Source organism: Streptomyces sp. Ncost-T10-10d, assembly GCF_900091955.1.
Classification (GTDB): Bacteria; Actinomycetota; Actinomycetes; order Streptomycetales; family Streptomycetaceae; genus Streptomyces.
In genome coordinates this window covers 15,285-37,966 of record NZ_FMDF01000103.1, presented here as the reverse complement: position 1 = coordinate 37,966, position 22,682 = coordinate 15,285, and the positions used below count along the sequence as shown (strand labels likewise).

Genomic DNA, 22,682 nt, shown 5'->3' with positions numbered 1-22,682 from the left:
CGGAAGAAGCAACAGAAGCTGAGGGAGGGCACCACCATGCGCCGCAGAGCCAGCCTCGTACTCCTGGCCTTCGCCGTCTTCTTCGCCGCCATGTCGCCACTGCTGCGCTGGTACGCCTTCCCGCGGCTGGCGAAGATCCCGCCCAGCCAGTACCAGGAGACGGTGCTGGAGGCGAAGCCCGCCACCCTCCTCGACTACAACGACAACATGAAGGTGAAGCAGGTCCCCAAGGTCACCATCGTGCAGACCCTCAAGGGCAATGTGGAGGAGTCCGAGAAGATCGAGCGCAGCGCCGGCCGCGACGTCGTCGTCTGGGACGCCCTCAGCTACGTGGCCGGCCCCGACGGCAAAATGGTCTCCGAGATCCCCGAGCGCTACATCTTCGACGCCCACAGCCAGGCCCCCGTCCACGCCACCGGCGAAATGGTCGACGGCGACCCGGTCAGGCGCGAGGGCATCGAGTTCAAGTGGCCCTTCCTCACCGAGAAGCGCGACTACGAGTACTTCGACGCGCAGGCCCGCACCAGCTCGCCCATCCACTACCAGGGCACCCGCACCTTCCACGGCATGGACGTCTACTACTTCGAGCAGACCATCCCGTGGACCAAGGTCCCGATGCCGAAGAAGATGCCCATCAAGGGCGTCACCCCGGAACAGATCGCCAAGACGGGCATGACCCGCTGGTACACCACCAAGCGGATGTTCTGGGTGGACCCGGTCACCGGAGCGCCCGTCAACGGCGAGGAGATCCACAAGGAGGAGCTGCGCAACGCCAAGGCGATGGGCATGTCCCAGGACACCGTCACCGTGTTCGCCGGGCACGTGAAGATGCGCGCGGACTACGTCGACTCGATCGTCGCCCTGGTCAAGTCCCAGCGGCTGCTGGTCCTGCTGCTCACCTCGTACCTGCCCTGGGGCTTCCTCGCCCTCGGCACGGTCCTGCTCGCGCTCGCCCTGTGGCTGGAGGCGCGCTCCCGGCGCCCGGACGACGAACTGTCCGACGGGGCACCGGCACCCGCCCCGGACCCGGAACCTACTCCCGCCTGAGCCGCGCCTTCGTGAACCGGGTCGCCTCCACCGTCGTGGGGTCCTGTGGCCACGGATGCTTCGGATAGCGGCCCCGCAGCTCCGCCCGCACGGCCCGGTAGCCGTCCCGCCAGAACGACGCCAGATCCGCGGTGACGGCCGCGGGACGGCCGGCGGGGGAGAGGAGGTGGACCAGCACCGGCACCCCGGCCACCCTCGGGGTCTCCTGCAGGCCGAACAGCTCCTGGAGCTTCACCGCGAGTACGGGCTGCGCCCCGCCGTACTCCACCCTGATACGGGAGCCGCTCGGCACCTCGATCCGCTCCGGTGCCAGCTCGTCCAGTCGGGCCGCCTCGCCGGTCGCCCACGGCAGCAGCCGCCGCAACGCCTGCCCCGCATCGATCCGCGCGAGATCGGAGCGCCGCCGCGCCCGTGACAACTCGGGCTCCAGCCACTCCTCGGTACGGTCCAGCAGCGCACCGTCCGACACGTCCGGCCAGGGCGCGCCCAACGTCCGGTGCAGAAAGGCGAGCCGCTCCCGCAACTGCTCGGTATCACGCGTCCGGCGCAGCAGCCCGAGCCCTTCACGCCGCAGACCCTCGATCAGCGCCTCGCGCACCAGCTCGGGCGCAGGCTCCTTCAGCGGGCGCACCGACAGCTCGACGGCACCCAGCCGCTCCACCCTGCGGGCCACCACATCGCCGCCGGCCCAGCGGACCTCCTCGCCCGCGAACCGCAGATGCCCGGCAGCCGTCCGCGCCGTGTCCTCGTCGATGACGGCGGCGAGCCGCACCCGCGCGGACGCCGCGTGCGCGGGCCGGTCGGCGACCGCGACCGCCAGCCACGGCGCGCTGCGCAGCCGAGACCCGTCGCGCAGCTCCGCACCCGTACCCGACACCATCAGGAACGCTCCCTCGCCCCGGGCCCGCGCCACCCGCTCCGGGAACGCCAGCGCGGCCACCAGACCGACGGCTCCATCGTCCGGACCGGAACCCCCACCCACGTCCTGGACCGACGAGGACAGCCGCCGGACCTCCTGCCGCCAACGCGCCGCATAGCCGTCCCCGCCCCGCCGGGCGGTACGCAGCGCCGCCGCCAGATCATCCCCGTATTCGCGCGGCGGCTCCTCGCTCAGCAGCGCCACCACCTCGGCAGCCCGGCGGCCGCCCACCTCGGCAGCGCCGTCCAGCAGGGCCCGCGCCAGACGCGGATGCAGGCCGAGCCGGGACATCCGTACGCCCCGGTCGGTCACCCGCCCGTCGGCGTCCACCGCGCCGACGGCCGTCAGCACCTCGCGTGCCGCGCCCATCGCACCCGCCGGCGGCGGATCGAGCAGCGCCAGCCCCGACGCGTCCGGATCGCCCCAGCACGCTGCCTGCAACGCGAACGCCGCCAGATCGGCGACCTTGATCTCCGGAGACGGGAACCGCGCCAGCCGCCCGTCCTCCGCCTGCTCCCAGCACCGGTACACCGCCCCCGGCGCCTCACGCCCGGCCCGGCCCGCCCGCTGCCTTCCCGCCGCCTGCGACGCCCGTACCGTCGTCAGCGCGCTCAGCCCCCGCGCGTGATCGGTACGCGGCTCCCTGGCCAGCCCCGAGTCGACCACGACCCGCACCCCGGGCACCGTCAGGGACGACTCCGCGACCGAGGTCGCCAGTACCACCCGCCGTCTGTCGGACGACCCGGCCAGCACAGCGTCCTGAACCGCCGCCGGGGCCCGCCCGTGCACCTGGAGCACCTCGGCGGCCACCCCCGCCAGCTGCACCGCGACCCGCCCGATCTCGCCGACACCGGGCAGGAAACAAAGCACATCGCCCTCCCGTTCGGCGAGTGCCCGGCGCACCGTCGAGGCGACATGTGTCAGCAGCGCCGGATCGACCCGCATCCCGTGCGGCGGCCGCACCGGCCCGGCGGGCGGGGCCAGACCACCTCCACCGGATGCGAAACACCCTGCGCCGCCACCACCGGAGCGTCGCCCAGCAGCCGTGCCCAGCCCTCCGCGTCCGTCGTCGCGGACGCGGCGACCAGCCGCAGATCGGGCCGGATCGCCTCCCGCACACCGAGAAGGAACGCGGCGACCGTGTCCGCGTCCAGATGCCGCTCATGGCACTCGTCGATGATCACCGCATCGACGCCGGCCAGTTCCTGGTCGCGCTGCAGCCGCTGGAGCAGCACCCCGGTGGTCACCACCTCCACCACGGTGCGGGGCCCGACCACCCGCTCCCCGCGGACCGTGAAGCCCACCCGCCCGCCGGCCTGCTCGCCGATGAGCCATGCCATCCGGCGCGCCGCCGCCCGCGCCGCGATGCGCCGCGGCTCGGCGACCACCACCCTGCGCACCGGGCCACCCCCGGCCAGACCGGCCAGGACCAGCGGTACGAGGGTCGTCTTGCCGGTGCCGGGCGGCGCGCACAGCACCGCGACACCGCGGTCGTCGAGGGCCCGTTCCAGGGCGGGCACAGCGGTGCGTACGGGCAACTGGTCCAGGGCGTCGGTACGGATCACGCTCCCAGTCTCGTACGGGGAACCGGGGCTCCCGTACCCCGGGACCGGGCCCAGGGCCTCCGTATCAGTCCCGTACGCAGACGAAGATCGCCGTCCCCGGGATCAGGCTGCCGCGCAGCGGGGACCAGCCGCCCCACTCCTGGTTGTTCCAGGCGGGCCACTCCGGCTCGACGAGGTCGACCAGCCGGAACCCGCCGGCCACCACGTCCCGCACCCGGTCGCCCAGCGTCCGATGGTGCTCGACGTACACGGCATTGCCCTGCTCGTCCTGCTCGACATAGGGGGTGCGGTCGAAGTACGAGGCCGAGACGGAGAGCCCCTCGGGACCCGGCTCGTCCGGGAACGCCCAGCGGACCGGATGCGTCACCGAGAAGACCCAGCGGCCCCCGGGGCGCAGCACCCGGTGCACCTCGCGGAACACCTGCACGGGATCGGCGACGAACGGCACCGCGCCGTAGGCGGAGCACGCCAGGTCGAAGGAGCCGTCGCGGAACGGCAGCACCCCGGCGTCCGCCTCGACCAGGGGGACCTCGTCGCCGATCCGCAACGCGTGCTGCAGCTGCCGGTGCGAGAGGTCCAGGGCCACCGGGCGGGCGCCCTTGGAGGCCAGCCAGCGCGAGCACTGCGCCGCGCCCGCACCGATCTCCAGGATGTCGAGGCCCTTCAGCGAATCGGCGGGGCCGAGCAGACCGGCCTCGGCCTCGTCGAGCCCCTCCGGACCCCACACGAAACGGTCGTCGCCGAGGAAGGCGCCGTGGTCGCTCTGGTACTCGTCGGCGTTCCGGTCCCACCAGCCGCGACTTGCCCGGCTGCTCTCCGCCTCCGACGCGCTGCGGCGAGTCGCTTCGGGTTCGGCCGCGTAGATCTCTTGGCTCATCGTGTCCGTCGTTGTAGTTTGCCTTCACCCCGCCGCACGCGGTACGTACCCAGGGGTACCCGTGAGTACGGCTCCGTACTCACGGATTGTCTCCCGGGGCCGATGTGGCCTCGGAGAACACGAATTGTGCCGGATATGGGGCACTGTGCCCCCGGTGTGCGCCTTCGCGCATTGACCGTGCCCGGCTGCCCCCGTATGCTACAAGTTGCGCTGCGAGCCTGCGCGCCTCAGACCTAGCAGGCCGCGCTCGCGTCTGTTGTATGTCCCCTCGGTTCACGAGGCGCCTCCCGCCCAGCGGGTTCGGTGTTTCCCGGGCTGTCCGGCTTCTGCAGAGGCGATACGGGCTCCCGGCGTAGCAGTACCTACGACTCACTGTCCGTACCGGAGCCCTTTCCCACATGACGAGCAGCACCGAGACCACCGCCACCACCCCGCAGGTAGCGGTCAACGACATCGGTAACGAGGAAGCCTTCCTCGCCGCGATCGACGAGACGATCAAGTACTTCAACGACGGCGACATCGTCGACGGCGTCATCGTGAAGGTCGACCGGGACGAGGTCCTGCTCGACATCGGTTACAAGACCGAAGGCGTCATCCCCTCCCGCGAGCTTTCGATCAAGCACGACGTCGACCCCAACGAGGTCGTCAAGGTCGGCGACGAGATCGAGGCCCTGGTTCTCCAGAAGGAGGACAAGGAAGGCCGCCTCATCCTGTCCAAGAAGCGCGCTCAGTACGAGCGTGCCTGGGGCACGATCGAGAAGATCAAGGAAGAGGACGGCATCGTCACCGGTACCGTCATCGAGGTCGTCAAGGGTGGTCTCATCCTCGACATCGGCCTCCGTGGCTTCCTGCCGGCCTCCCTCGTCGAGATGCGCCGCGTCCGCGACCTCCAGCCCTACGTGGGCAAGGAGCTCGAGGCCAAGATCATCGAGCTGGACAAGAACCGCAACAACGTGGTCCTGTCCCGCCGTGCCTGGCTGGAGCAGACCCAGAGCGAGGTCCGCCAGACGTTCCTCACGACCCTGCAGAAGGGTCAGGTCCGCTCCGGCGTCGTTTCCTCGATCGTCAACTTCGGTGCGTTCGTGGACCTCGGCGGCGTCGACGGTCTCGTGCACGTCTCCGAGCTGTCCTGGAAGCACATCGACCACCCCTCCGAGGTTGTCGAGGTCGGCCAGGAAGTCACCGTCGAGGTTCTCGACGTCGACATGGACCGCGAGCGCGTCTCGCTGTCGCTCAAGGCGACGCAGGAAGACCCGTGGCAGCAGTTCGCCCGTACGCACCAGATCGGGCAGGTCGTTCCCGGTAAGGTCACCAAGCTCGTTCCGTTCGGTGCGTTCGTGCGCGTCGACGAGGGCATCGAGGGTCTGGTCCACATCTCCGAGCTGGCCGAGCGCCACGTGGAGATCCCGGAGCAGGTCGTCCAGGTCAACGACGAGATCTTCGTCAAGGTCATCGACATCGACCTCGAGCGCCGCCGCATCAGCCTCTCGCTGAAGCAGGCCAACGAGTCCTTCGGTGCCGACCCGGCCTCGGTCGAGTTCGACCCGACCCTGTACGGCATGGCCGCGTCCTACGACGACCAGGGCAACTACATCTACCCCGAGGGCTTCGACCCCGAGACCAACGACTGGCTCGAGGGCTACGAGACCCAGCGCGAGGCGTGGGAGACGCAGTACGCCGAGGCGCAGCAGCGCTTCGAGCAGCACCAGGCCCAGGTCATCAAGTCCCGCGAGGCCGACGAGGCCGCTGCTGCCGAGGGCGCTGCTGCCCCGGCCGGTGGCGCCCCGGCTGCCTCCGGCGGCAGCGGTGGCGGCTCGTACTCCTCGGAGTCCGCGGACAACTCCGGCGCCCTGGCGTCGGACGAGGCCCTGGCTGCCCTGCGCGAGAAGCTGGCGGGCGGCCAGAGCTGACGCTCTGCCCCTCCGGCCGGTGATCGGCTGCAGTAGCTGAAAGTGAGGCCCGCTCCCCTCGGGGAGCGGGCCTCACTCGTATGCGCGGTGCCGTCACGGAGTGACGCTGATGTTGGTCAGGCCCTTGCCGCCGATCACCGTGTTGCTGCTGTAGACGGTGGTCGGACAGCTCGCGCTGTGGTTGGTCACGTCGAACGCGATTTGCTTGTCGCCCGTGGAGCCGGTCAGGTCCGAGGTGTTGTTGCGGAAAACGGTGCCGCAGCCCCAGCCGCTCTGCTGGGTGTGGGTCTCGTAGCCGTTGTCGGTCGTACGGGAGCCCGTGTTGCCCTCGACCAGGACGTCGTTGCCCTTCACATCGACCCAGGAGTCGTCGTAGTTGGCGCCGGTCAGCCCGCTGCCGTCGAAGGTGTTGCCGATGATCTGTGCCCCGGTGGTGCCCTCCTTGATGTCGACGTTCTCGCCGCCGACCCCCGGTCCGATCGTGTTGTTCCGGATCTGGACCTGGTCGCTCCGGTCGGAGAGATCGCCCGCCGTGCCGACGTAGACGCCCTCGCCCATGCCGCGGCCGTCGTGCCCGGTGTCGTAGATCCGCGAGTTCTTGATGACGCCGTTCTTGCTGGACTTGCGGAAGTGCACGCCCTCCATGTCCAGATCGTGCACGGTCACCGAATCGATCACTACCCCGGTGGCGGCGTCGGCCATGATGCCCTTCTGGCCGCCGGCGACGGTGATGCCCTGGACGGTCCAGTAGGAGGCGCCGTTGAGGTGGAGTCCGTAGCCGCCGCCGGCCGTGAGGACTGCCTTGGCGGAGCCGGTGAGGGTGATCCGGGCGGAGGCGGTGCCGGGGACGGTTGCCTTGAAATTGCCGGTGTAGGTCCCGTCGGCCAGGCTGATCGTGTCGCCGGGGGCCGCGGCGGTGAGGGCGGACTTGAGCTGGGCGGCGGTGCTCACATCGATGACCGTCGCCGCGTCCGCGGTGGTGGCGGAGGTGAGGGCGAGGCCGCCGGTGGCGAGTGCGGTGGCCAGCAGAGCGGGGAGCAGCGTGCGGGTACGCATGGGGTGCCTTCCCGTCGAAAGAGTTCGAGAGTTCTCGTACGTGAATGTGGGGCGAGTCTCTGAACGTGCTGCCCAGTGACGGTAAGGGTGAGGTGTGGCCATGTCAAGGTCTGGACCATTGTTCGCGGCGGCGTCGATCGGGGTGAGCAGAGAGAAACGTGCGGAATACACGAGTAACTGACGGCCCGTAACAAGCCCTTGCCAGGATCCCGGCAACCTCGCGATCCGAAGGGGCGCCGGGGCATGACGCACACTTCGCGCAACTCGCCTGTGGTGCCGGGCGCGAGCCGCCGCACGTTTCTGCGCAACGTAGGGATCACGGGTGGCGCGGGCGCGATGTCCGCGACCATGGGGGCCCTCGGCATCGCCCCCGCGGCCCAGGCAGCAAGCCGCGAACCTGCCTTTCGCGCACCCAGTAAAGGGGACTTCACGCTGAAGGGGCGGCTGTGACCGAGGTCGTGATCGTCGGCGGCGGAATCGCCGGACTCACCACCGCGTACGAACTGGGCAAGGCGGGCTACGACTGCACGATCCTGGAGGCCCGGAGCCGTACGGGCGGCCGCAACTTCACCGTGCGCGGCGGCGATTCCACCATCGACACCTACGGCAACCGGCAGACCGCGCACTTCAGTGACGGGCAGTACATGAACGCGGGGCCCGCCCGGATCTCCCAGTGGATGGTCACCCTCGACCACCGTCGCGAACTCGACGTTCCTATCGAGGTGTTCACCAACGTGAACGCCCATGCCTATATCTTCAACGAGGAGGCCGGTATGAAGGCCCCGGTGCGCTACCGCACCGCCAAGGCCGACGTGTACGGCTATGTTGCCGAACTCCTCTCTACGGCCACCAGGGCAAGCGCCGCACCAGCATCGGGTACTGCAACACCGGCTCCAACGCCGACGCGTACGCCGCTCTCACCCCGAGCGACAGGGAGGCGCGGGCCATCGCCCAAGGCGTGAAGATCCACGGTGACAAGTACCGGACGGAGCCTGCCACGTCGTTCTCCCACCACTGACGGCAGACCCCGTACCCGGAGGCCTCCTGGCACTCCCTGTCGGAAGGCCCCGACGCACCAACCTTCGCACCGCTCAACCAGGCCGCCGGACGCGTCTACTTCGCCGGTGACCACCTGAGCTACGCGGATGCCTGGCAGCACGGCGCGTTCACCTCCGCGCGGAAGGCGGTGACGGCACTGCACACCCGCGTTCTCGCATAAGGTCTGGCATGAAACGCCGGGTGAAGGGGCACGGTCCGGGAATGCCCGTACCCCACCGGGCGTTCTTCTCCAAGAACACGAGGAGGAGCGGTAACCGTGCCTGATCCGCAGAGTTTGTACGAATGGGAGCCGAAGGGACTGGCCGTCGTCGACATGGCGCTCGCCCAGGAGTCGGCCGGCCTGGTCATGCTCTATCACTTCGACGGATACATCGACGCGGGTGAGACCGGTGAGCAGATCGTCGACGGCCTGCTCGAAACGCTGCCGCACCAGGTCGTTGCCAGCTTCGACCACGACCGGCTCGTCGACTACCGCGCACGACGCCCGCTGCTGACCTTCCGGCGCGACCGCTGGGCGGCCTACGAGACCCCGACGATTGACGTACGGGTCGTCCAGGACGCCACCGGAGCGCCGTTCCTGCTGCTTTCCGGGCCCGAGCCGGACGTGGAGTGGGAGCGCTTCGCCGCCGCCGTCGAGCAGATCGTCGAACGCCTCGGTGTCCGCCTCGCGGTGAACTTCCACGGCATTCCGATGGGCGTCCCGCACACCCGCCCCGTCGGCATCACCCCGCACGGCAACCGCACGGACCTCATGCCCGGCCACCGCAGCCCGTTCGACGAGGCGCAGGTGCCCGGCTCCGCCGAGGCACTGGTGGAGTTCCGGCTGATGGAGGCCGGACACGACGTCCTCGGCGTCGCCGCCCATGTGCCGCACTACGTCGCCCGCTCCGCCTACCCGGACGCCGCGCTCACCGCCCTGGAGTCGATCACGGCCGCGACCGGCCTGGTCCTGCCGACCGTCGCCCATGCGCTGCGCACGGAGGCCCACCGCACCCAGACGGAGATCGACCGGCAGATCGACCAGGGCGACGAGGAGCTCGTCTCGCTCGTGGAGGGCCTTGAGCACCAGTACGACGCGGTCGCGGGCTCCGAGACCCGGGGCAACCTGGTCGCCGAGCCGGTCGACCTGCCGTCCGCCGACGAGATCGGTCTCGAATTCGAGCGATTCCTCGCGGAGCGTGAGGGGGACGCCTGACCGGCCGCGCCCGTCACCCCTCGTACTAGGCTGCCCGGCATGCTGAAAGTGGGCCTGACCGGTGGGATCGGCGCCGGCAAGAGTGAAGTGTCACGGCTGCTCGTCGGATACGGAGCGGTGCTGATCGACGCGGACCGGATCGCCAGAGAGGTCGTCGAGCCAGGAACCCCCGGTCTCGCGGCCGTCGTCGACGCGTTCGGTGCCGGCATCCTCACCGCCGAAGGCACCCTGGACCGGCCGAAGCTCGGCTCGATCGTCTTCTCCGACGCCGACCGGCTCGCCACCCTCAACGCGATCGTCCACCCGCTGGTGGGCGCCCGCTCCGCCGAGCTGGAGCGGGCCGCGGGACCCGACTCGGTCGTCGTCCATGACGTCCCCCTCCTCACGGAGAATGGCCTCGCCCCGCTCTACGACCTGGTCGTCGTCGTGGACGCCAGTCCCGAGACCCAGCTCGACCGGCTCGTACGGCTGCGCGGCATGACCGAGTCCGAGGCGCGCGCCCGCATGGCCGCGCAGGCGACCCGGGAGCAGCGGCGTGCCGTGGCCGATCTGATCGTCGACAACGACGGGCCGCTGGAGGAACTGGAGCCGCAGGTCCGCAAGGTCTGGTCGGAGCTGACCCAGCGGGCCGCGGCAGGCTGATTTCCGTATCGGAATACCGGACAGTGGCCGAATGTTGAGAACGCGGTAGCGAAGGGAAGGATGCGATCGTGCCCGAGAGGACTCCGGAAACCAACGTCATCGACTTCCGCGCGGCCGAACACCTGTTGGCGGCGCACGACCCCAGGGGCGCGGTCAAGCTCCTGGACTCGGTGATCGCGTCCCATCCGGAGAGCACCGCCGCCCGGCTGCTGCGGGCCCGCGCCTTCTTCGCCGCCGCCCAACTGCGCCCTGCCGAGCTCGAATTCGAACTCGTCCTGGAGCGCGAACCGGACAACGCCTTCGCGCACTTCGCGCTCGCCCGCACTTTCGAGCGCTCCGGCCGCTCCGACCGGGCCGCACGCCACTTCAGGCTGGCCGCCGCACTGGACCCGAACCCGGAGTATCTGAAGGCGGCCCGCTTCCGTACGGACGGCTGACGCCCACCGCCGGGGCGCGTGCGCCCCAGCTCGTCCCGGCCCCGGCACATCCGAGTCAGTGCCCGTACCTGCCGCGTCCGCCGTGGTCGGGTTCGTACGGCGGGATATTGCGGCCCGGCTGGTAGTGCGGGCCCTGGTGGATGTGGTGGACGATCACCGCGATGTCCACGAGGACCAGCAGGAGCAGCAGACCGCAGGCCGCGGCCCAGCCCGGGCGATCGGTCAGCGTGAACGCAACCAGGCCGAAGACGGCCCAGGCCAGCCCCCATAGACTCAGGCAGAGCCGCAGCCGCAGAGGACTGCGTGCAGTCGTCGGTTCATTACCGGTACGCATGGCGATCGCCTCTCCTACCAGGATGGACCCGCGACGGTGTTTTGGAACATGTCGACGTCGGATCGGATGGAGACGTCGGATCGGATTGAGGGGATCGTGCGTGAACGGCACATCGTGGGGGGACCGTACCGGCCGCAGGGCGAGGGTCCGGGGTTGTCTGCTGGGCGGGGCGATCGGGGACGCCCTGGGGAACCCGGTGGAGTTCCTTTCGCTCGCCGGTATCCGCCGCGCGCACGGTGAATACGGTGTGCAAGGACTTCTCCCCGACGAGGAGGGGGTCGTCGGACGGGTCACGGACGATACGCAGATGACCCTGTTCACGGCCGAAGGACTGATCAGGGCCCATTCCCGGGCGATGTCGAAGGGTATCGGCGGCGCCGAGATCGGGATCGTGCGGAACGCCTATCTGCGCTGGCTGGACACCCAGAACCACCCCACTTTGCCGGTCGGCGGAGCCGACAACCCGGTACGCACCGGCTGGCTCAGGCAGCAGCCCTGGCTGTATGCGCGCCGGGCGCCCGGCAACGCCTGTCTGACGGGGCTCGCGACCGGCCATGTCCCCGAACCGACGGGGCGGCTCGGTGAGCCCGGCCCCGTCAACACCGGGTCCAAGGGGTGCGGCACGGTGATGAGGTCCGCCCCCTTCGGACTGGTGGGGGAGGACGCCCAGGTGGGCTTCCGGCTGGCCTACTGGTGCGCGCAGATCACCCACGGCCACCCGACCGGTGCGTACGCGGCCGGGGCGTTCGCCGCGATCGTCGCCCATCTCCTGGAGGGCGACTCCATGGCGGGTGCGGTGCTGCGGGCCATGGAACTGCTGGGCCGCCACCCGGGGCACGAGGAGACGACGACGGCGCTGCGGGCGGCCGTCGACCTGGCCGCCGAAGGCGAGCCGACCGCCGAGAAGGTGGAGAGGCTCGGCGCGGGCTGGGTCGCCGAGGAGGCCCTTGCCATCGCCGTGTACTGCGCCCTCGTGCTGCCGGGCGCCGATCAGGTGGCCCAGTCGCTGCTGCTCTCGGTCAACCACTCGGGCGACAGCGACTCCACCGGTGCGGTCTGCGGCAATCTGCTCGGCGCGCGCCACGGGGACGTACACCTTCCGCCGTCCTGGCTGGTGGCGACCGAGGGGCGAGCGGTGATCACCGAGGTGGCCGACGACCTGTGCGTGGAGTTCGAGCACGCGGTCGTGTGGCCGGCCGACCGCTACCCGGTGCACTGACGGTCGGCCCGTACCTTGCGCCCCGACGACCTGTCAGTGCGTCACCGTCGCTCCGCTCGCCTGTCGTTCGGTGTGACGGGAAGACTGCGTGGCAGGAACGGCCATCAACGGCCATTCGTTCGGCTGTACATGAGCGGACGACTGGTGCGTGAGGGATATTCAGGGACGGGCCCCGGCGCGATCACGCCGGACGGCTGTGCGGTCGAACTGTACAGACGGCTGACCGTCGGCGATGAACCGGAGGTGATCGCGGCGGCCGTACCCGCCGGGGCAAGCATTCTGGAACTGGGCTGCGGGGCGGGCCGGGTGACCCATCCGCTGATCGCGCGAGGCTTCGACGTCACCGCCGTGGACGAGTCGGCACAGATGCTGGAGCACATCCGCGGCGCCCGCACCGTACAGAGCCCCATCGAGTCACTGGACCTCGGTGACGAGACGTTCGACGTGGTGATGCTGGCGTCGTTCCTGGTGCACACGAGCGAGCACCGGGTGCGTGACGGGATGCTGCGTGCCTGCCGGAACCACGTCAAGGACGGCGGGGCCGTACTCATCCAGCGCGAGGGCGCCGATTACCACACCAACCTGCCGCGGGAACGGGTCGATCCGGGCGGCTGCACCGTACGGATCGTCTCGGCCGAGCCCGTGGAGGACGGGGTGGACTCGGTGCATGCCGAGTACCTCTTCGACGATGCGCGGTGGACCCAGACATTCCTGTCGCGGGCGCTGTCGAAGGAGCAGTTCGAGGGGTACCTGGAGGCGGCGGGTCTGACCGTCGACCGGTATCTCACCGATGACGGGATCTGGGTGCGGGCTCTGCCGAAGTAGCCCCTCGGAGCGAAGGATCCGCGGTCCGGGAAGCGATGAGTTCCGGACCGCGGACCGGTCTACCTCTTCGTAGGCAACACCGCGCGAAGCTTTCCCGAGGAGACCCAGATGTCCGAGTGCACACCGGTCCCGAACACCCCCGCTGCCACCCTTGCCACCTCTTCCGGCACCCGAGCCGGGGGTCGCAGTCGCGGGGCCGTCGCACTGACCGCCGCACGCGTCGTTCTTGCCCTGTTCTTCGGGTTCAGTGCGTTCGCCAAGCTGATCGCTCATGAGACGGCGATCGAGTCCTTCGACCGGATGGGCTGGAACCAGGCCGCGATGTACACCATCGGAGGGCTGGAGATGGCGGGGGCCATTGCCCTGTTGATCCCGGTCCTGGCAGGAGTGGCGGCCATGGCCTTCTGCGGGCTGATGGCCGGCGCCTCCATCGTCCAACTGACACTGCTCGACCGGATGAACGCGATCATGCCGGCGCTGCTCATCGTGCTGCTCGTCCTGATCGCCCGGGAGCGACAGGGCCGCACGGCGGATCTGGTCGCGCTCGTCCGCAGGCGTGCATAGCGGCCATGGAGCGGCTCTCGTCCACGTCGACGGCCCGGCACCGAAACTTCGGCAGCGGGCGCCGGCGGACACCCTTCAGCGGCTTTCCGCTCTGCACGCGGCCGGTCAGTGGACCGTGCTGAAACTGCGCCACGGCAGGGCGCCGGACCCGTTGACGTCGCTGAGTGTGGTCGCGAGGTACGTCGTACCCGGACCGGTGCAGTTGGGTGTGCGGTACAGAATGATGTCGATCAGGGTGCCGTTGCTCACTTCCTTGGCACCAGCGGGAGCAAGCGGGTGGCAGCCTTTCACCGAAGGGCTGTTCACCGCGATCACGGCGTCCCGCTCGGTCGTGTAGATGATCGGCCCGACCGCGGTCCGGCCGAGGCCGGAACAGCCCGCGACGGTGAGGGTCAGGAGCGCGGTCCCGGCTGCGATGCCGAGACGGCGGCGCCGGTGATCGATCACGGGCATGGGCGGGTCCTCGTCTGTCTCGTCCGGCTCATCCGTCAGCACGGCGTACGCCACAGCACCGCATGCGCCACGGAGAACGTGCTGACGCTGGTCACCCTGCCTGCTCCCCGGTGGTCCGGCATCCGGTGCGCGGCCGGCCGGGCGACAGTCGTACAGGGTGGGCCTCGACTTATGTTCATATCGGTTGATATTGGGCATACCGTGGTAACAGCGATTGATTTCTGTGTCGCAGATATTTCCGGCGTTCAGGGGGCCGTCATGGTCCAGGAGCTCGTAATCGCGATAGTGGGGGCGGCCTCGGCGGGTGCGCTGTACATGGCGGCGGCGGCCAAGGTCGTCAAGCAGTACGAGCGGGGCGTCGTACTGCGGCTCGGCAGGCTCCGTAACGATGTGCGAGGGCCCGGATTCACCATGGTGCTGCCCGGCATCGAGCGGCTGCGCAAGGTCAATATGCAGATCGTGACGATGCCGGTGCCCGCGCAGGACGGAATCACCCGGGACAACGTGACGGTGCGGGTGGACGCGGTCATCTACTTCAAGGTGGTCGATGCGGCGAGTGCCGTGATCCAGGTGGAGGACTACCGGTTCGCGGTGTCACAGATGGCACAGACCTCGCTGCGGTCGATCATCGGCAAGAGCGATCTGGATGATCTGCTGTCCAACCGCGAGAAGCTGAATCAGGGCCTTGAGCTGATGATCGACAGCCCAGCGGTCGGGTGGGGTGTGCAGATCGACCGGGTGGAGATCAAGGACGTTTCGCTGCCGGAGACGATGAAGCGCTCCATGGCCCGTCAGGCCGAGGCCGACCGTGAGCGGCGAGCCCGCGTCATCAACGCGGACGCCGAGCTTCAGGCCTCGAAGAAACTCGCCGAGGCGGCGAAGGAGATGTCTTCCCAGCCGGCCGCGCTCCAGCTGCGCCTGCTGCAGACGGTGGTCGCGGTCGCGGCCGAGAAGAACTCCACGCTGGTGCTCCCGTTCCCGGTGGAGCTGCTCCGCTTCCTGGAGCGGGCGCAGCAGCCCGTGCAGCAGCAGGTGAGGCAGCCGCAGCAGGCCGTGCGGCCGCCGCAGCAGCCGGCACAGGCACAGCGCCCTGCACAGGCACAGCGCCCTGCACAGGCGCAGCGCCCTGCACAGGCGCAGCGCCCTGCGCAGGCACAGCCGCAGCCGTCCGTGGCGCCCGCGGCCCCTCCGGCTTCCGCGCCCGCTGTTTCTGCGGCCACGGCGCCCGCGCGGCCCCCTCGCCCGAAGCCGCTCGCCAGGCACTGAGCCGAACCGCGCCATTTCCTGCCCTGGGCCGGTCGGGTCGGCCTGTCGGCAAGGGCGTATCAAGGCCTGTATTGCATCTGACCTGCTGGAATGCAGGTGCGCGACCGGTTGTCAGACCCCCCGCCTAGACTCGCAGGAGTCATAAGGATCAAGACGATCAAAAGGACCGGGGCGGGACGGGAGGGGACCGATGACCACGGCACGACATCAGCTGGACGCGTCCGCTGCCCGCCTCCTGAGCTGTGCCGCTGTCTTCCTGCCCGCATCGCTGCCGAGGGACGGGCGCATCGCCTTCTGGGATCCCGATGGCGGCCCCCTCCCGGAGCCGGGTGACTCCGCGGACTTCGAAGATCGGACACCCGGTCCGACCGCCGCGGAGATCACCGTCGTCCGTCGGCATGGACAACAGGACGGCGTCCGTCGGCGTACGGTGCCCGCCATCCTGCTGCCCGTGACCGATGCCCTGCCGCTGCTGGCCCGCGCCCGCCACCAGCAGTCCGCCCACCCCGCCACCCGGTGCTGGGGTGCAGCCGCACTCCAGGCGCTCCATCTGGTGGCGCGCGGCAGGCTGCTCCCCGGCCTGACCGGCGACGACCACGACGCCTGGCGGGCCGGACCGCGCGACGCCGAGGACATCGCCCATCTCCGGGCGATCGCAGCCGCCATGCCGGTCGAGGGGTACGCGGTGCCGCTCCCGGACCGCGCACCGCTTCAGCTCCCCGATCCGGAGTGGCTGCTCGGGGCGTTCCTCGATGCTGTTGCCGATGTCCTGCCCCGTACGCCGGCCGCGGCGTACGCGATGGGTGCGGCCTTTGCAGCCCGTGAGGCCCAGCATCTGCCAGGAGCCCGTGACTGGGCCGTCGAGGTCGCGGCCGGTCTCGATGCGGGTGTACGGGTGTCGCTGCGTCTCGACCTGTCGGCATACGAACTCTTCGACACGGCCGATACGTACGACAGCCCCGACGACAGCGAGGCCTTCGGCGACAACGGGGCCTCCGGTACGGCGGCGGATGCCCGTCCCGGCGCCGCGCGGCACGCCGCCGCAGCCATCACCCAGGTGCACAGCCTGGCCGACCCGACCTATGTGGTCGACGCCGCCGCGCTGTGGCACGGCGGGGTGGGGGAGCCGTTCGGCCCGCGGGCCAGGATCGACGCCGTGCTCGCACTGCGCCGCGCCGCCCGCGTCTGGGCACCGTTGGAGCGGTTGCTGGACCAGCCGGTGCCCGATGTGCTCGCACTCGAAGAGGACGAGCTGTACGAGCTGCTGAGCGACGCCGGAGCACGGCTGGCGGCGGCCGGGGTGAGCGTCCACTGGCCCAGGGAGCTCGTCCGTTCCCTCACTGCCTCCGCCGTTGTGCGACCCGCCCCCGGTTCGGCCACCGACGGCACCTCGTTCTTCGACGCCGAGCAGCTCTTCGCCTTCAACTGGCAGTTGTCGCTGGGCGACGAGCAGCTCACCGAGGCGGAGATGGACGTTCTCGCGGAAGCCCACCGGCCGGTGGTGCGCCTGCGGGACCAGTGGGTCGTCGTCGACCCGGCGCTCGTACGCAAGGCGCGCAAGCGGGAGCTCGGCCTGCTCGATCCGGTCGACGCGCTTGCCGTCGCCCTGACCGGCAGCGCCGAAGTCGACGGCGAACAGGTCGAAGCGGTGCCCGTCGGAGCGCTGGCCGCACTCCGTACCCGCATCACCGCCGACGACACCACCATCGCCCCGCCGCCCGGTCTGGACGCCACGCTCCGCGACTACCAACTGCGCGGCCTCGCCTGGCTGGACCGGATGACCTCACTCGGCCTCGGCGGCTGCCTCGCCGACGACATGGGCCTGGGCAAGACGATCACCCTCATCGCCCTCCATCTGCATCGTGCCCACCCCGCGCCCACCCTGGTGATCTGCCCCGCCTCCCTCCTGGGCAACTGGCACCGGGAGATCAACCGCTTCGCCCCCGGCGTCCCCGTGCGCCGCTTCCACGGCACCGACCGCACACTCGCCGAACCCGACGGCGGCTTCGTCCTGACCACCTACGGCACGATGCGTTCGAGCGCGGCGCAACTCGCCGGCCACAGCTGGGGACTGGTCGTCGCCGACGAGGCCCAGCACGTGAAGAACCCGCACTCCTCCACTGCGAAGGCGCTGCGCACCATCCCGGCCCCGGCCAGAGTCGCCCTCACCGGCACCCCCGTGGAGAACAACCTCTCCGAGCTGTGGGCCCTGCTCGACTGGACCACCCCCGGACTGCTGGGCCCCCTCAAGGCGTTCCGGGCCAGGCACGCCCGTATCGTCGAGAACACCGGCTCGGCTGCCGGGCTCGCCAACGGCGAAGCGGTCGAGCGGCTTTCCAGGCTGGTCCGGCCCTTTCTCCTGCGCCGGAAGAAGTCGGACCCGGGCATCGCCCCCGAGCTGCCGCCCAAGACGGAGACCGACCACCCCGTCTTCCTCACCCGCGAGCAGGCCACGCTCTACGAGGCGGCGGTCCGCGAGACGATGGCATTCATCGAAGCCTCGGAAGGCATCGCCCGCCGCGGTCTGATCATGAAGCTGCTGGCCTCGCTCAAGCAGATCTGCAACCACCCCGCGCAGTATCTGAAGGAAGAACCGACCCGCCTCGTCGGCCGTTCGGGAAAGCTTGCCCTGCTCGACGAGCTCCTCGACACGATCCTTGCCGAGGACGGCTCCGTCCTCATCTTCACCCAGTACGTGACGATGGCCCGGCTCCTCTCCGCCCACCTCGCCTCGCGCGCCATCCCCTCTCAACTCCTGCACGGCGGTACGCCTGTGGCCGAGCGGGAACAGATGGTGGACCGCTTCCAGTCCGGCGAGGTCCCGGTCTTCCTGCTCTCCCTCAAGGCGGCGGGCACCGGACTGAATCTCACCAGGGCCGCCCACGTCATCCACTACGACCGCTGGTGGAACCCGGCCGTCGAGGAACAGGCCACGGACCGGGCGTACCGCATCGGCCAGACACAACCCGTGCAGGTCCACCGGCTGATCGCGGAAGGCACGGTCGAGGACCGGATCGACGAGCTGCTGCGGGCCAAGCGAGTCCTGGCCGACGCGGTCCTCGGCGCCGGTGAGACCGCGCTGACCGAGCTCAGCGATCGTGACCTGGCCGATCTCGTCTCGCTCCGGAGGCCGTCATGAGCCCCCGCCCCCAGTCCCATGCGTATGCCCGCCCCGAGCCCCGTCCCGTCGCACGCTCGCGCCCCGGCCCCGACGATCTGCGGCGCACCTTCGAGGCCGTGCCGCCCCGCCCGTCCGACGGCGACGAACCCTTCGCGGACAGCTGGTGGGGCCGCGCCTGGGTGGCCGCCCTGGAGTCCCTGTCGATGGACGAGGGACGGCTCTCCCGCGGTCGTACGTACGCCGACAGCGGCAAGGTCGCAGCGATCACCGTCACCCCCGGACGGGTCGTCGCCTACGTTCACGGCAGCCGCCCCCGCCCCTACCGCGCCGAGCTGCGTCTGCGGTCGCTCACCGACGCCGACTGGGACATGTTCCTGGACGAGGTCGCCGCCCGCCCCGGCCACCTTGCCGCGCTGCTCGCCAAGGAGATGCCGCACTCGCTGGTCGACACGGCGGCCGAGGCCGGTGTCGGACTGCTGCCCGCCGGGGGCGATCTCGACCCCGGTTGCTCCTGTCCCGACCACGGCTGGCCCTGCAAACATGTGGCCGCCCTCTGTTACCAGATGGCCCGTCTCCTGGACGCAGACCCGTTCGTCCTGCTGCTGCTGCGCGGCCGGGGCGAGCGCGAACTCCTCGAAGAGCTGGGCCGTCGCAACGCCGCACACTCCGCCCGGGAACGCCCCACGGCCCCTGCCACCCCCTCCGTGCCGGCCCGCGAAGCCCTCGCCGACCGCTACCTCCCGCCGCTCCCGGCCCCGCTCCCGGTCCTGCCGCATCCCGGGCAGCCACCCTCGTACCCGAGCCTGCCCGGCGCCCGCGACCCGCTCGCCCTCGACCACCTCGCCACGGATGCGGCGGCCCGTGCGCACACGCTCCTCACCACCGGCCTCGACCCGCTCGCCGGCCTCACCTCCTGGCAGGACGCGGTACGGCTGGCCGCGTCCCGCCCCACCGCCGGACTCACCGCAACCACCCGTGCCCTCTACCGCGAGCTGGCGTACGCCACCGGCCGCACCCCCACCGACCTGGCCCGAGCCGTCGCGGCCTGGCGCCAGGGCGGCGCCGAAGGACTGGCCGTCCTCGAAACGCCCTGGGATCCTCCGGCCGGCCCGTTCGACCGCGCCCGCCCCGCGCTCGCAGCCGCCGACTTCCCCCGCTTCCACCCCTGGCGCAACCACCTCACGCACCCCAGCGGGACACTTCAGCTCCGCTTCGGCCACGACGGCCGCTGGTACGGCTACGAATCCGAGCCGGGCGAGGACGACTGGTGGCCCCGCGCCACCCCGGACTCCGATCCGGTGGGCGCGCTCATGGAACTCGGCGGAGGCTGACCCCCGGCCGGCCCCGGACCGACCTCAGCTTCTCAACTCCGCAGATAGACGAAGAGACCGATCAGCAGCACGACGACGATCGGCAGCACGATCAGTCGCGCTTTCCGGAACGACTCGTTCTCCTGCTGGGACAGTCCCCGGTCGGCGCCGTGCGCCGACGCCAGATGTTCCCCGGCCATGTCGATGATTTTCTCCATGGTCAGGAGTGACGGCGACCAGCCGCAGTGCGCACAGATCAGGAAGTCACGGTACGGGTCGTACCGGAAATCCCGCTCCATGTTGACCGTGAACACCTCGCCATCCGGCGTCATGGCTGTGTAGTGGCGTATCGGCGCACCCATGTGGATCGCTCCCTGTTCCGCGCATGTGATGGGTCTCGGTCCGGCTGCGGCACAGTACCCGACCACCCCGGGGCCGCCCTCAGCGAGGCAACACGGCATCGACGACATCGCGGGCGAAGTCCGGCGGTACCGGTTCCCGGCGGAGCAGCACCCGCATCCAGACCGCTCCCGCGATCAGGTCCAGCAGCAGCATCGGGTCGGCGTTCTCGGGCAGTTCACCACGGGCGGTGGCGCGGGCGAAGACCGGCTGCTCGCGGGAGAACCGATCGGCGAAGAAATCGCGGGTGAGGGCGGCGAGTTCGTCGTCCGGCAGGCCGGTACCCGAGGTCATGGCGCGGGCGACCGGTTCCGTACGCCCGTCGGTGAGCAGGTCGGTGATCTGTTCGGTGAGGGCGATCAGATCACCGCGGAGGCTGCCCGTATCGGGGATGTCGATGTCAAGGACCCGGGCATGGAGCATGGCCGCCCGCAACAGCGCCGGTTTCGAGGGCCACCAGCGGTAGATCGTCGTCTTGTTGACCCCGGAGTCCTGGGCGACGGCCTCGATGGTGAGACGGGTGTAGCCGCGTTCCGCGAGATGGCGCAGCGTGGTTTCGAAGATCGCTTCGGCGGCACGAGGGCCCTTGCCCGGGCGGCGGTTCACGGTCGGATCGGGCATGAGCGCTCCAGGGAAAAGCAACGCAACGTTGCGTTGTATGGTGTGGTCATCGTACTGCGACGTATGGGGGCCAGGCATGGCGGAGGCAGCGGTTTCCAAGGCGGTGACCTGGGGGCTGCTCGCCGCCTGGGTGGCCAACGACCTGGAGGAGCTGGCCACCATGGCCGGCTGGACGCGGTCCGCCCGACCGAGGCTCCAGGAGCGATTCCCGAAAGTGCCCGAGCAGGTCTGGGCGCGGATGGAACTCTCGCAGCGGGATGTCAATGTCGCCATCGGCCTCATGGGCGGGGTCGTGGCGGCAGCGTCGGCGGACGGGGCGCGCACGGGAGGCCGCAGCCCGTTCTTCCGGACCGTACTGGTCGGATTCGGGCTGCACGGCGTCGTCCACATGGCGCAGTCGCTGGCGTACCGCGGCTACACACCAGGGGTCGCCACGGCACCGGCCGTTGTCATTCCGTACTCGCTCTGGGCTGTGCGGCGGCTGAAGGCGGCCGGTATCGAGAGCGGCGGCGTCGGCACAGCGGCAGCGACGCTGGCGCTCCTCCCGGTGGCCGTCGCGGGAGTGCACGGGCTGGCGCGCCGGCTCGGTCGGCCGCACGGGCACGGGGCCCGCACAGCAACGTGATCAGGGAGCGGCGCGCCAGGGCGGCGGACGGTGTCAGAAGTCGGCGGTCGTGTGCTCCTCGATCCGGGCCACCGAGTCCTGGGCGTATGCCTTCTCGTAGGCGTTCCGGATCCGCTCGATCTGGACGTCGCGTACACGTGCCTCGGACGCCGGGTAGAGCAGGGTCAGTTCGTAACTGCGCTCCCGTTCGATCACCCCGCGGGAATCCCGCCACTGCCCCCGGCCGTCCTGGATGGTCAGCCCGTTCGGGAAGCGGGGCGTGACCTCCTCGTCGACGAACGTCAGGAACTGACGATCGGTCACATCCGGCCCGCCGTCGGGACGTTCGGTGCCGAAGAACAACCGGGTCTCGATATAGGCCTTCCCGCGCGCGACACCGGCCGATGTCACCGGCTGCGAGGCGGAGAGGGCATCGTCGCCGAGTGTGGCGCACGCGACGGGCGCGCCCACGGCCAGTACGGCGAGGGCGGCGGCGGCCGCGGTGAGTGCGGTGTGCTGCTTCGGGCCGGTGAGACCCTTCGTGCTGGCGGGATGAGGGAAGCGAGGCACGGCGGGGACCTTCGTTCGGAGCCTGTGAGGCCGGAGTCTGCGTGGGCCTGCGGCGCGGATGCGCGCGGCTCACTGTGGCAAGCAGCCCCCGCCGGACGGCGGCAGGACATGGGCATCCGCCGGAAACCACCCGTACGGGTCGGCCCGCGGGCCCGCCGAAATCCCGCTGCGCCCCGTGACTCAGGCCGTCAGACTTATCCGCATGACTGCGGAGATCAGCCGGATCAATCCGGACCAGCTGCACCCCACGCCCGGCTATCACCACATCACTGTGGTGGAGGCGGGCCGGACCGCGTTCCTGGCCGGGCAGTGTCCGCTCGACCGCGACGGTGCGCTGGTGGGTCCGGGCGACCTCGATGTCCAGATCGATCAGGTGGCGGCCAATGCCCTCCTTGCTCTGGCGGCCGTGGGCGCCGAGCCCTCCCGGGTCGTCCGGTCGGTCATCTACGTGGTCAGCGACGACGTCACGGAACTGGGAGCCGCCTGGCGCCGGCTCACCGGTTCGGTCATCGGGCCCGCGTTCACCACCGCGAGCACGTTGCTCGGCGTCGCGCGGCTCGGCTTCCCCGGGCAGCTGATCGAGGTCGACCTCACCGCGGCACTGTCCGGCTGAACGCGCGCCCCGCGCGCCGGAGCTCCGGTGGCCGGTTGAAGCGGCCGGCACCGCGAAAAGCCCTGGTTCCGCGCGG

At 70.3% G+C, this 22,682-nt stretch carries 23 protein-coding genes and 1 pseudogene; 16 read left to right on the top strand and 8 right to left on the bottom strand.

What is annotated here, in order from left to right:
* Window positions 1-36: 36 nt before the first annotated feature.
* Window positions 37-1,047: a cell envelope lipid trafficking protein PgfA gene (locus GA0115254_RS16610; protein WP_093896065.1), complete on the top strand. Its 1,011-nt coding sequence runs from the start codon at window positions 37-39 to the stop codon at window positions 1,045-1,047.
* Here the strand turns inward: GA0115254_RS16610 and hrpB are convergent.
* Window positions 1,034-3,531, bottom strand: a pseudogene (hrpB, locus tag GA0115254_RS16605) (ATP-dependent helicase HrpB). The gene GA0115254_RS16610 and the pseudogene hrpB sit on opposite strands and share 14 nt — an antisense overlap.
* 64 nt (window positions 3,532-3,595) lie before the next feature.
* Window positions 3,596-4,408, bottom strand: a complete 813-nt coding sequence (locus GA0115254_RS16600; RefSeq protein WP_093896064.1) for a class I SAM-dependent methyltransferase — start codon at window positions 4,406-4,408, stop codon at window positions 3,596-3,598.
* A gap of 398 nt (window positions 4,409-4,806) precedes the next feature.
* Between GA0115254_RS16600 and rpsA the strand changes: the two genes are divergently transcribed.
* Complete coding sequence (gene rpsA, locus GA0115254_RS16595; protein ID WP_072483117.1) at window positions 4,807-6,318, top strand: 30S ribosomal protein S1; 1,512 nt, start codon at window positions 4,807-4,809, stop codon at window positions 6,316-6,318.
* A gap of 93 nt (window positions 6,319-6,411) precedes the next feature.
* Here the strand turns inward: rpsA and GA0115254_RS16590 are convergent, their stop codons facing one another.
* On the bottom strand, window positions 6,412-7,374 hold the full coding sequence (locus GA0115254_RS16590) for a right-handed parallel beta-helix repeat-containing protein (protein WP_093896063.1): 963 nt from the start codon (window positions 7,372-7,374) through the stop codon (window positions 6,412-6,414).
* Window positions 7,375-7,617: 243 nt separating this feature from the next.
* Here GA0115254_RS16590 and GA0115254_RS47615 point away from each other — a divergent pair, with 243 nt between their 5' ends.
* The 6 genes from GA0115254_RS47615 to GA0115254_RS16570 all read left to right on the top strand — a co-directional run bounded on the left by GA0115254_RS47615 (window position 7,618) and on the right by GA0115254_RS16570 (window position 10,707).
* Window positions 7,618-7,824 carry a hypothetical protein gene (locus GA0115254_RS47615; RefSeq protein ID WP_370740884.1) on the top strand — a complete coding sequence of 69 codons (207 nt, stop codon included), beginning with the start codon at window positions 7,618-7,620 and terminating at the stop codon, window positions 7,822-7,824.
* Window positions 7,821-8,336: a flavin monoamine oxidase family protein gene (locus tag GA0115254_RS47610; RefSeq protein ID WP_370740883.1), complete on the top strand. Its 516-nt coding sequence runs from the start codon at window positions 7,821-7,823 to the stop codon at window positions 8,334-8,336. Before GA0115254_RS47615 ends, GA0115254_RS47610 begins: the two co-directional genes overlap by 4 nt.
* Before the next feature lie 92 nt (window positions 8,337-8,428).
* Window positions 8,429-8,593 (top strand): FAD-dependent oxidoreductase, encoded by a 165-nt coding sequence (locus GA0115254_RS47605; protein ID WP_370740885.1) that lies wholly within the window; start codon window positions 8,429-8,431, stop codon window positions 8,591-8,593.
* 96 nt (window positions 8,594-8,689) lie between these two features.
* Window positions 8,690-9,628, top strand: coding sequence for a PAC2 family protein (locus tag GA0115254_RS16580; protein WP_176740156.1), 939 nt, complete (start codon window positions 8,690-8,692; stop codon window positions 9,626-9,628).
* Between the two features lie 39 nt (window positions 9,629-9,667).
* Window positions 9,668-10,270: a dephospho-CoA kinase gene (coaE, locus tag GA0115254_RS16575; RefSeq protein WP_093896061.1), complete on the top strand. Its 603-nt coding sequence runs from the start codon at window positions 9,668-9,670 to the stop codon at window positions 10,268-10,270.
* Between the two features lie 68 nt (window positions 10,271-10,338).
* Entirely contained in the window at window positions 10,339-10,707 is a 369-nt protein-coding gene (locus GA0115254_RS16570; RefSeq protein WP_093896060.1) for a tetratricopeptide repeat protein, read from the top strand.
* A gap of 55 nt (window positions 10,708-10,762) precedes the next feature.
* Here the strand turns inward: GA0115254_RS16570 and GA0115254_RS16565 are convergent, their stop codons facing one another.
* The gene (locus GA0115254_RS16565) at window positions 10,763-11,041 is read right to left on the bottom strand and encodes a DUF6343 family protein (protein WP_093896059.1); all 279 of its coding nucleotides are present in this window, start codon (window positions 11,039-11,041) and stop codon (window positions 10,763-10,765) included.
* Between the two features lie 100 nt (window positions 11,042-11,141).
* Between GA0115254_RS16565 and GA0115254_RS16560 the strand changes: the two genes are divergently transcribed.
* The 3 genes from GA0115254_RS16560 to GA0115254_RS16550 all read left to right on the top strand — a co-directional run bounded on the left by GA0115254_RS16560 (window position 11,142) and on the right by GA0115254_RS16550 (window position 13,649).
* Window positions 11,142-12,260, top strand: coding sequence for an ADP-ribosylglycohydrolase family protein (locus GA0115254_RS16560; RefSeq protein WP_256102619.1), 1,119 nt, complete (start codon window positions 11,142-11,144; stop codon window positions 12,258-12,260).
* Between the two features lie 129 nt (window positions 12,261-12,389).
* Entirely contained in the window at window positions 12,390-13,085 is a 696-nt protein-coding gene (locus GA0115254_RS16555) for a class I SAM-dependent methyltransferase (protein ID WP_093896057.1), read from the top strand.
* Window positions 13,086-13,193: 108 nt separating this feature from the next.
* Window positions 13,194-13,649: a DoxX family protein gene (locus GA0115254_RS16550; RefSeq protein ID WP_093896056.1), complete on the top strand. Its 456-nt coding sequence runs from the start codon at window positions 13,194-13,196 to the stop codon at window positions 13,647-13,649.
* Between the two features lie 105 nt (window positions 13,650-13,754).
* Here the strand turns inward: GA0115254_RS16550 and GA0115254_RS16545 are convergent, their stop codons facing one another.
* Window positions 13,755-14,102 (bottom strand): hypothetical protein, encoded by a 348-nt coding sequence (locus GA0115254_RS16545; RefSeq protein ID WP_093896092.1) that lies wholly within the window; start codon window positions 14,100-14,102, stop codon window positions 13,755-13,757.
* 258 nt (window positions 14,103-14,360) lie between these two features.
* On the opposite strand from GA0115254_RS16545, the gene GA0115254_RS16540 reads away from it, so the two are divergent.
* The 3 genes from GA0115254_RS16540 to GA0115254_RS16530 all read left to right on the top strand — a co-directional run bounded on the left by GA0115254_RS16540 (window position 14,361) and on the right by GA0115254_RS16530 (window position 19,820).
* Window positions 14,361-15,368: a slipin family protein gene (locus GA0115254_RS16540; RefSeq protein ID WP_093896055.1), complete on the top strand. Its 1,008-nt coding sequence runs from the start codon at window positions 14,361-14,363 to the stop codon at window positions 15,366-15,368.
* Window positions 15,369-15,558: 190 nt separating this feature from the next.
* Window positions 15,559-18,507, top strand: a complete 2,949-nt coding sequence (locus GA0115254_RS16535) for a DEAD/DEAH box helicase (RefSeq protein WP_093896054.1) — start codon at window positions 15,559-15,561, stop codon at window positions 18,505-18,507.
* Window positions 18,504-19,820 (top strand): SWIM zinc finger family protein, encoded by a 1,317-nt coding sequence (locus GA0115254_RS16530; protein WP_093896053.1) that lies wholly within the window; start codon window positions 18,504-18,506, stop codon window positions 19,818-19,820. Before GA0115254_RS16535 ends, GA0115254_RS16530 begins: the two co-directional genes overlap by 4 nt.
* 32 nt (window positions 19,821-19,852) lie before the next feature.
* Here the strand turns inward: GA0115254_RS16530 and GA0115254_RS16525 are convergent, their stop codons facing one another.
* Window positions 19,853-20,161, bottom strand: a complete 309-nt coding sequence (locus tag GA0115254_RS16525; protein WP_093896052.1) for a hypothetical protein — start codon at window positions 20,159-20,161, stop codon at window positions 19,853-19,855.
* Window positions 20,162-20,240: 79 nt separating this feature from the next.
* On the bottom strand, window positions 20,241-20,819 hold the full coding sequence (locus GA0115254_RS16520) for a TetR/AcrR family transcriptional regulator (RefSeq protein ID WP_093896051.1): 579 nt from the start codon (window positions 20,817-20,819) through the stop codon (window positions 20,241-20,243).
* 76 nt (window positions 20,820-20,895) lie between these two features.
* Between GA0115254_RS16520 and GA0115254_RS16515 the strand changes: the two genes are divergently transcribed.
* A complete protein-coding gene (locus GA0115254_RS16515) occupies window positions 20,896-21,444 on the top strand; it encodes an HXXEE domain-containing protein (protein ID WP_256102618.1) in 549 nt (182 codons plus the stop codon).
* 33 nt (window positions 21,445-21,477) lie between these two features.
* Here GA0115254_RS16515 and GA0115254_RS16510 read toward each other — a convergent pair whose 3' ends face one another.
* Window positions 21,478-21,993, bottom strand: a complete 516-nt coding sequence (locus tag GA0115254_RS16510) for a DUF3574 domain-containing protein (protein WP_093896050.1) — start codon at window positions 21,991-21,993, stop codon at window positions 21,478-21,480.
* Between the two features lie 202 nt (window positions 21,994-22,195).
* Here GA0115254_RS16510 and GA0115254_RS16505 point away from each other — a divergent pair, with 202 nt between their 5' ends.
* A complete protein-coding gene (locus GA0115254_RS16505; RefSeq protein WP_093896049.1) occupies window positions 22,196-22,606 on the top strand; it encodes a RidA family protein in 411 nt (136 codons plus the stop codon).
* Window positions 22,607-22,682 lie beyond the last annotated feature (76 nt).

What these genes read in the sequence shown, in the direction of transcription:
- GA0115254_RS16600 (WP_093896064.1), bottom strand. Translation starts at nt 4,408, where the DNA reads ATGAGCCAAGAGATCTACGCGGCCGAACCCGAAGCGACTCGCCGCAGC.
- GA0115254_RS16525 (WP_093896052.1), bottom strand. Translation starts at nt 20,161, where the DNA reads ATGGGTGCGCCGATACGCCACTACACAGCCATGACGCCGGATGGCGAG.
- GA0115254_RS16535 (WP_093896054.1), top strand. Translation starts at nt 15,559, where the DNA reads ATGACCACGGCACGACATCAGCTGGACGCGTCCGCTGCCCGCCTCCTG.
- GA0115254_RS16505 (WP_093896049.1), top strand. Translation starts at nt 22,196, where the DNA reads ATGACTGCGGAGATCAGCCGGATCAATCCGGACCAGCTGCACCCCACG.
- GA0115254_RS16555 (WP_093896057.1), top strand. Translation starts at nt 12,390, where the DNA reads ATGAGCGGACGACTGGTGCGTGAGGGATATTCAGGGACGGGCCCCGGC.
- coaE (WP_093896061.1), top strand. Translation starts at nt 9,668, where the DNA reads ATGCTGAAAGTGGGCCTGACCGGTGGGATCGGCGCCGGCAAGAGTGAA.
- GA0115254_RS16550 (WP_093896056.1), top strand. Translation starts at nt 13,194, where the DNA reads ATGTCCGAGTGCACACCGGTCCCGAACACCCCCGCTGCCACCCTTGCC.
- GA0115254_RS16590 (WP_093896063.1), bottom strand. Translation starts at nt 7,374, where the DNA reads ATGCGTACCCGCACGCTGCTCCCCGCTCTGCTGGCCACCGCACTCGCC.
- GA0115254_RS16610 (WP_093896065.1), top strand. Translation starts at nt 37, where the DNA reads ATGCGCCGCAGAGCCAGCCTCGTACTCCTGGCCTTCGCCGTCTTCTTC.
- GA0115254_RS16520 (WP_093896051.1), bottom strand. Translation starts at nt 20,819, where the DNA reads ATGCCCGATCCGACCGTGAACCGCCGCCCGGGCAAGGGCCCTCGTGCC.
- GA0115254_RS16530 (WP_093896053.1), top strand. Translation starts at nt 18,504, where the DNA reads ATGAGCCCCCGCCCCCAGTCCCATGCGTATGCCCGCCCCGAGCCCCGT.
- GA0115254_RS16540 (WP_093896055.1), top strand. Translation starts at nt 14,361, where the DNA reads ATGGTCCAGGAGCTCGTAATCGCGATAGTGGGGGCGGCCTCGGCGGGT.
- rpsA (WP_072483117.1), top strand. Translation starts at nt 4,807, where the DNA reads ATGACGAGCAGCACCGAGACCACCGCCACCACCCCGCAGGTAGCGGTC.
- GA0115254_RS47615 (WP_370740884.1), top strand. Translation starts at nt 7,618, where the DNA reads ATGACGCACACTTCGCGCAACTCGCCTGTGGTGCCGGGCGCGAGCCGC.
- GA0115254_RS16565 (WP_093896059.1), bottom strand. Translation starts at nt 11,041, where the DNA reads ATGCGTACCGGTAATGAACCGACGACTGCACGCAGTCCTCTGCGGCTG.
- GA0115254_RS16515 (WP_256102618.1), top strand. Translation starts at nt 20,896, where the DNA reads ATGGCGGAGGCAGCGGTTTCCAAGGCGGTGACCTGGGGGCTGCTCGCC.
- GA0115254_RS16545 (WP_093896092.1), bottom strand. Translation starts at nt 14,102, where the DNA reads ATGCCCGTGATCGATCACCGGCGCCGCCGTCTCGGCATCGCAGCCGGG.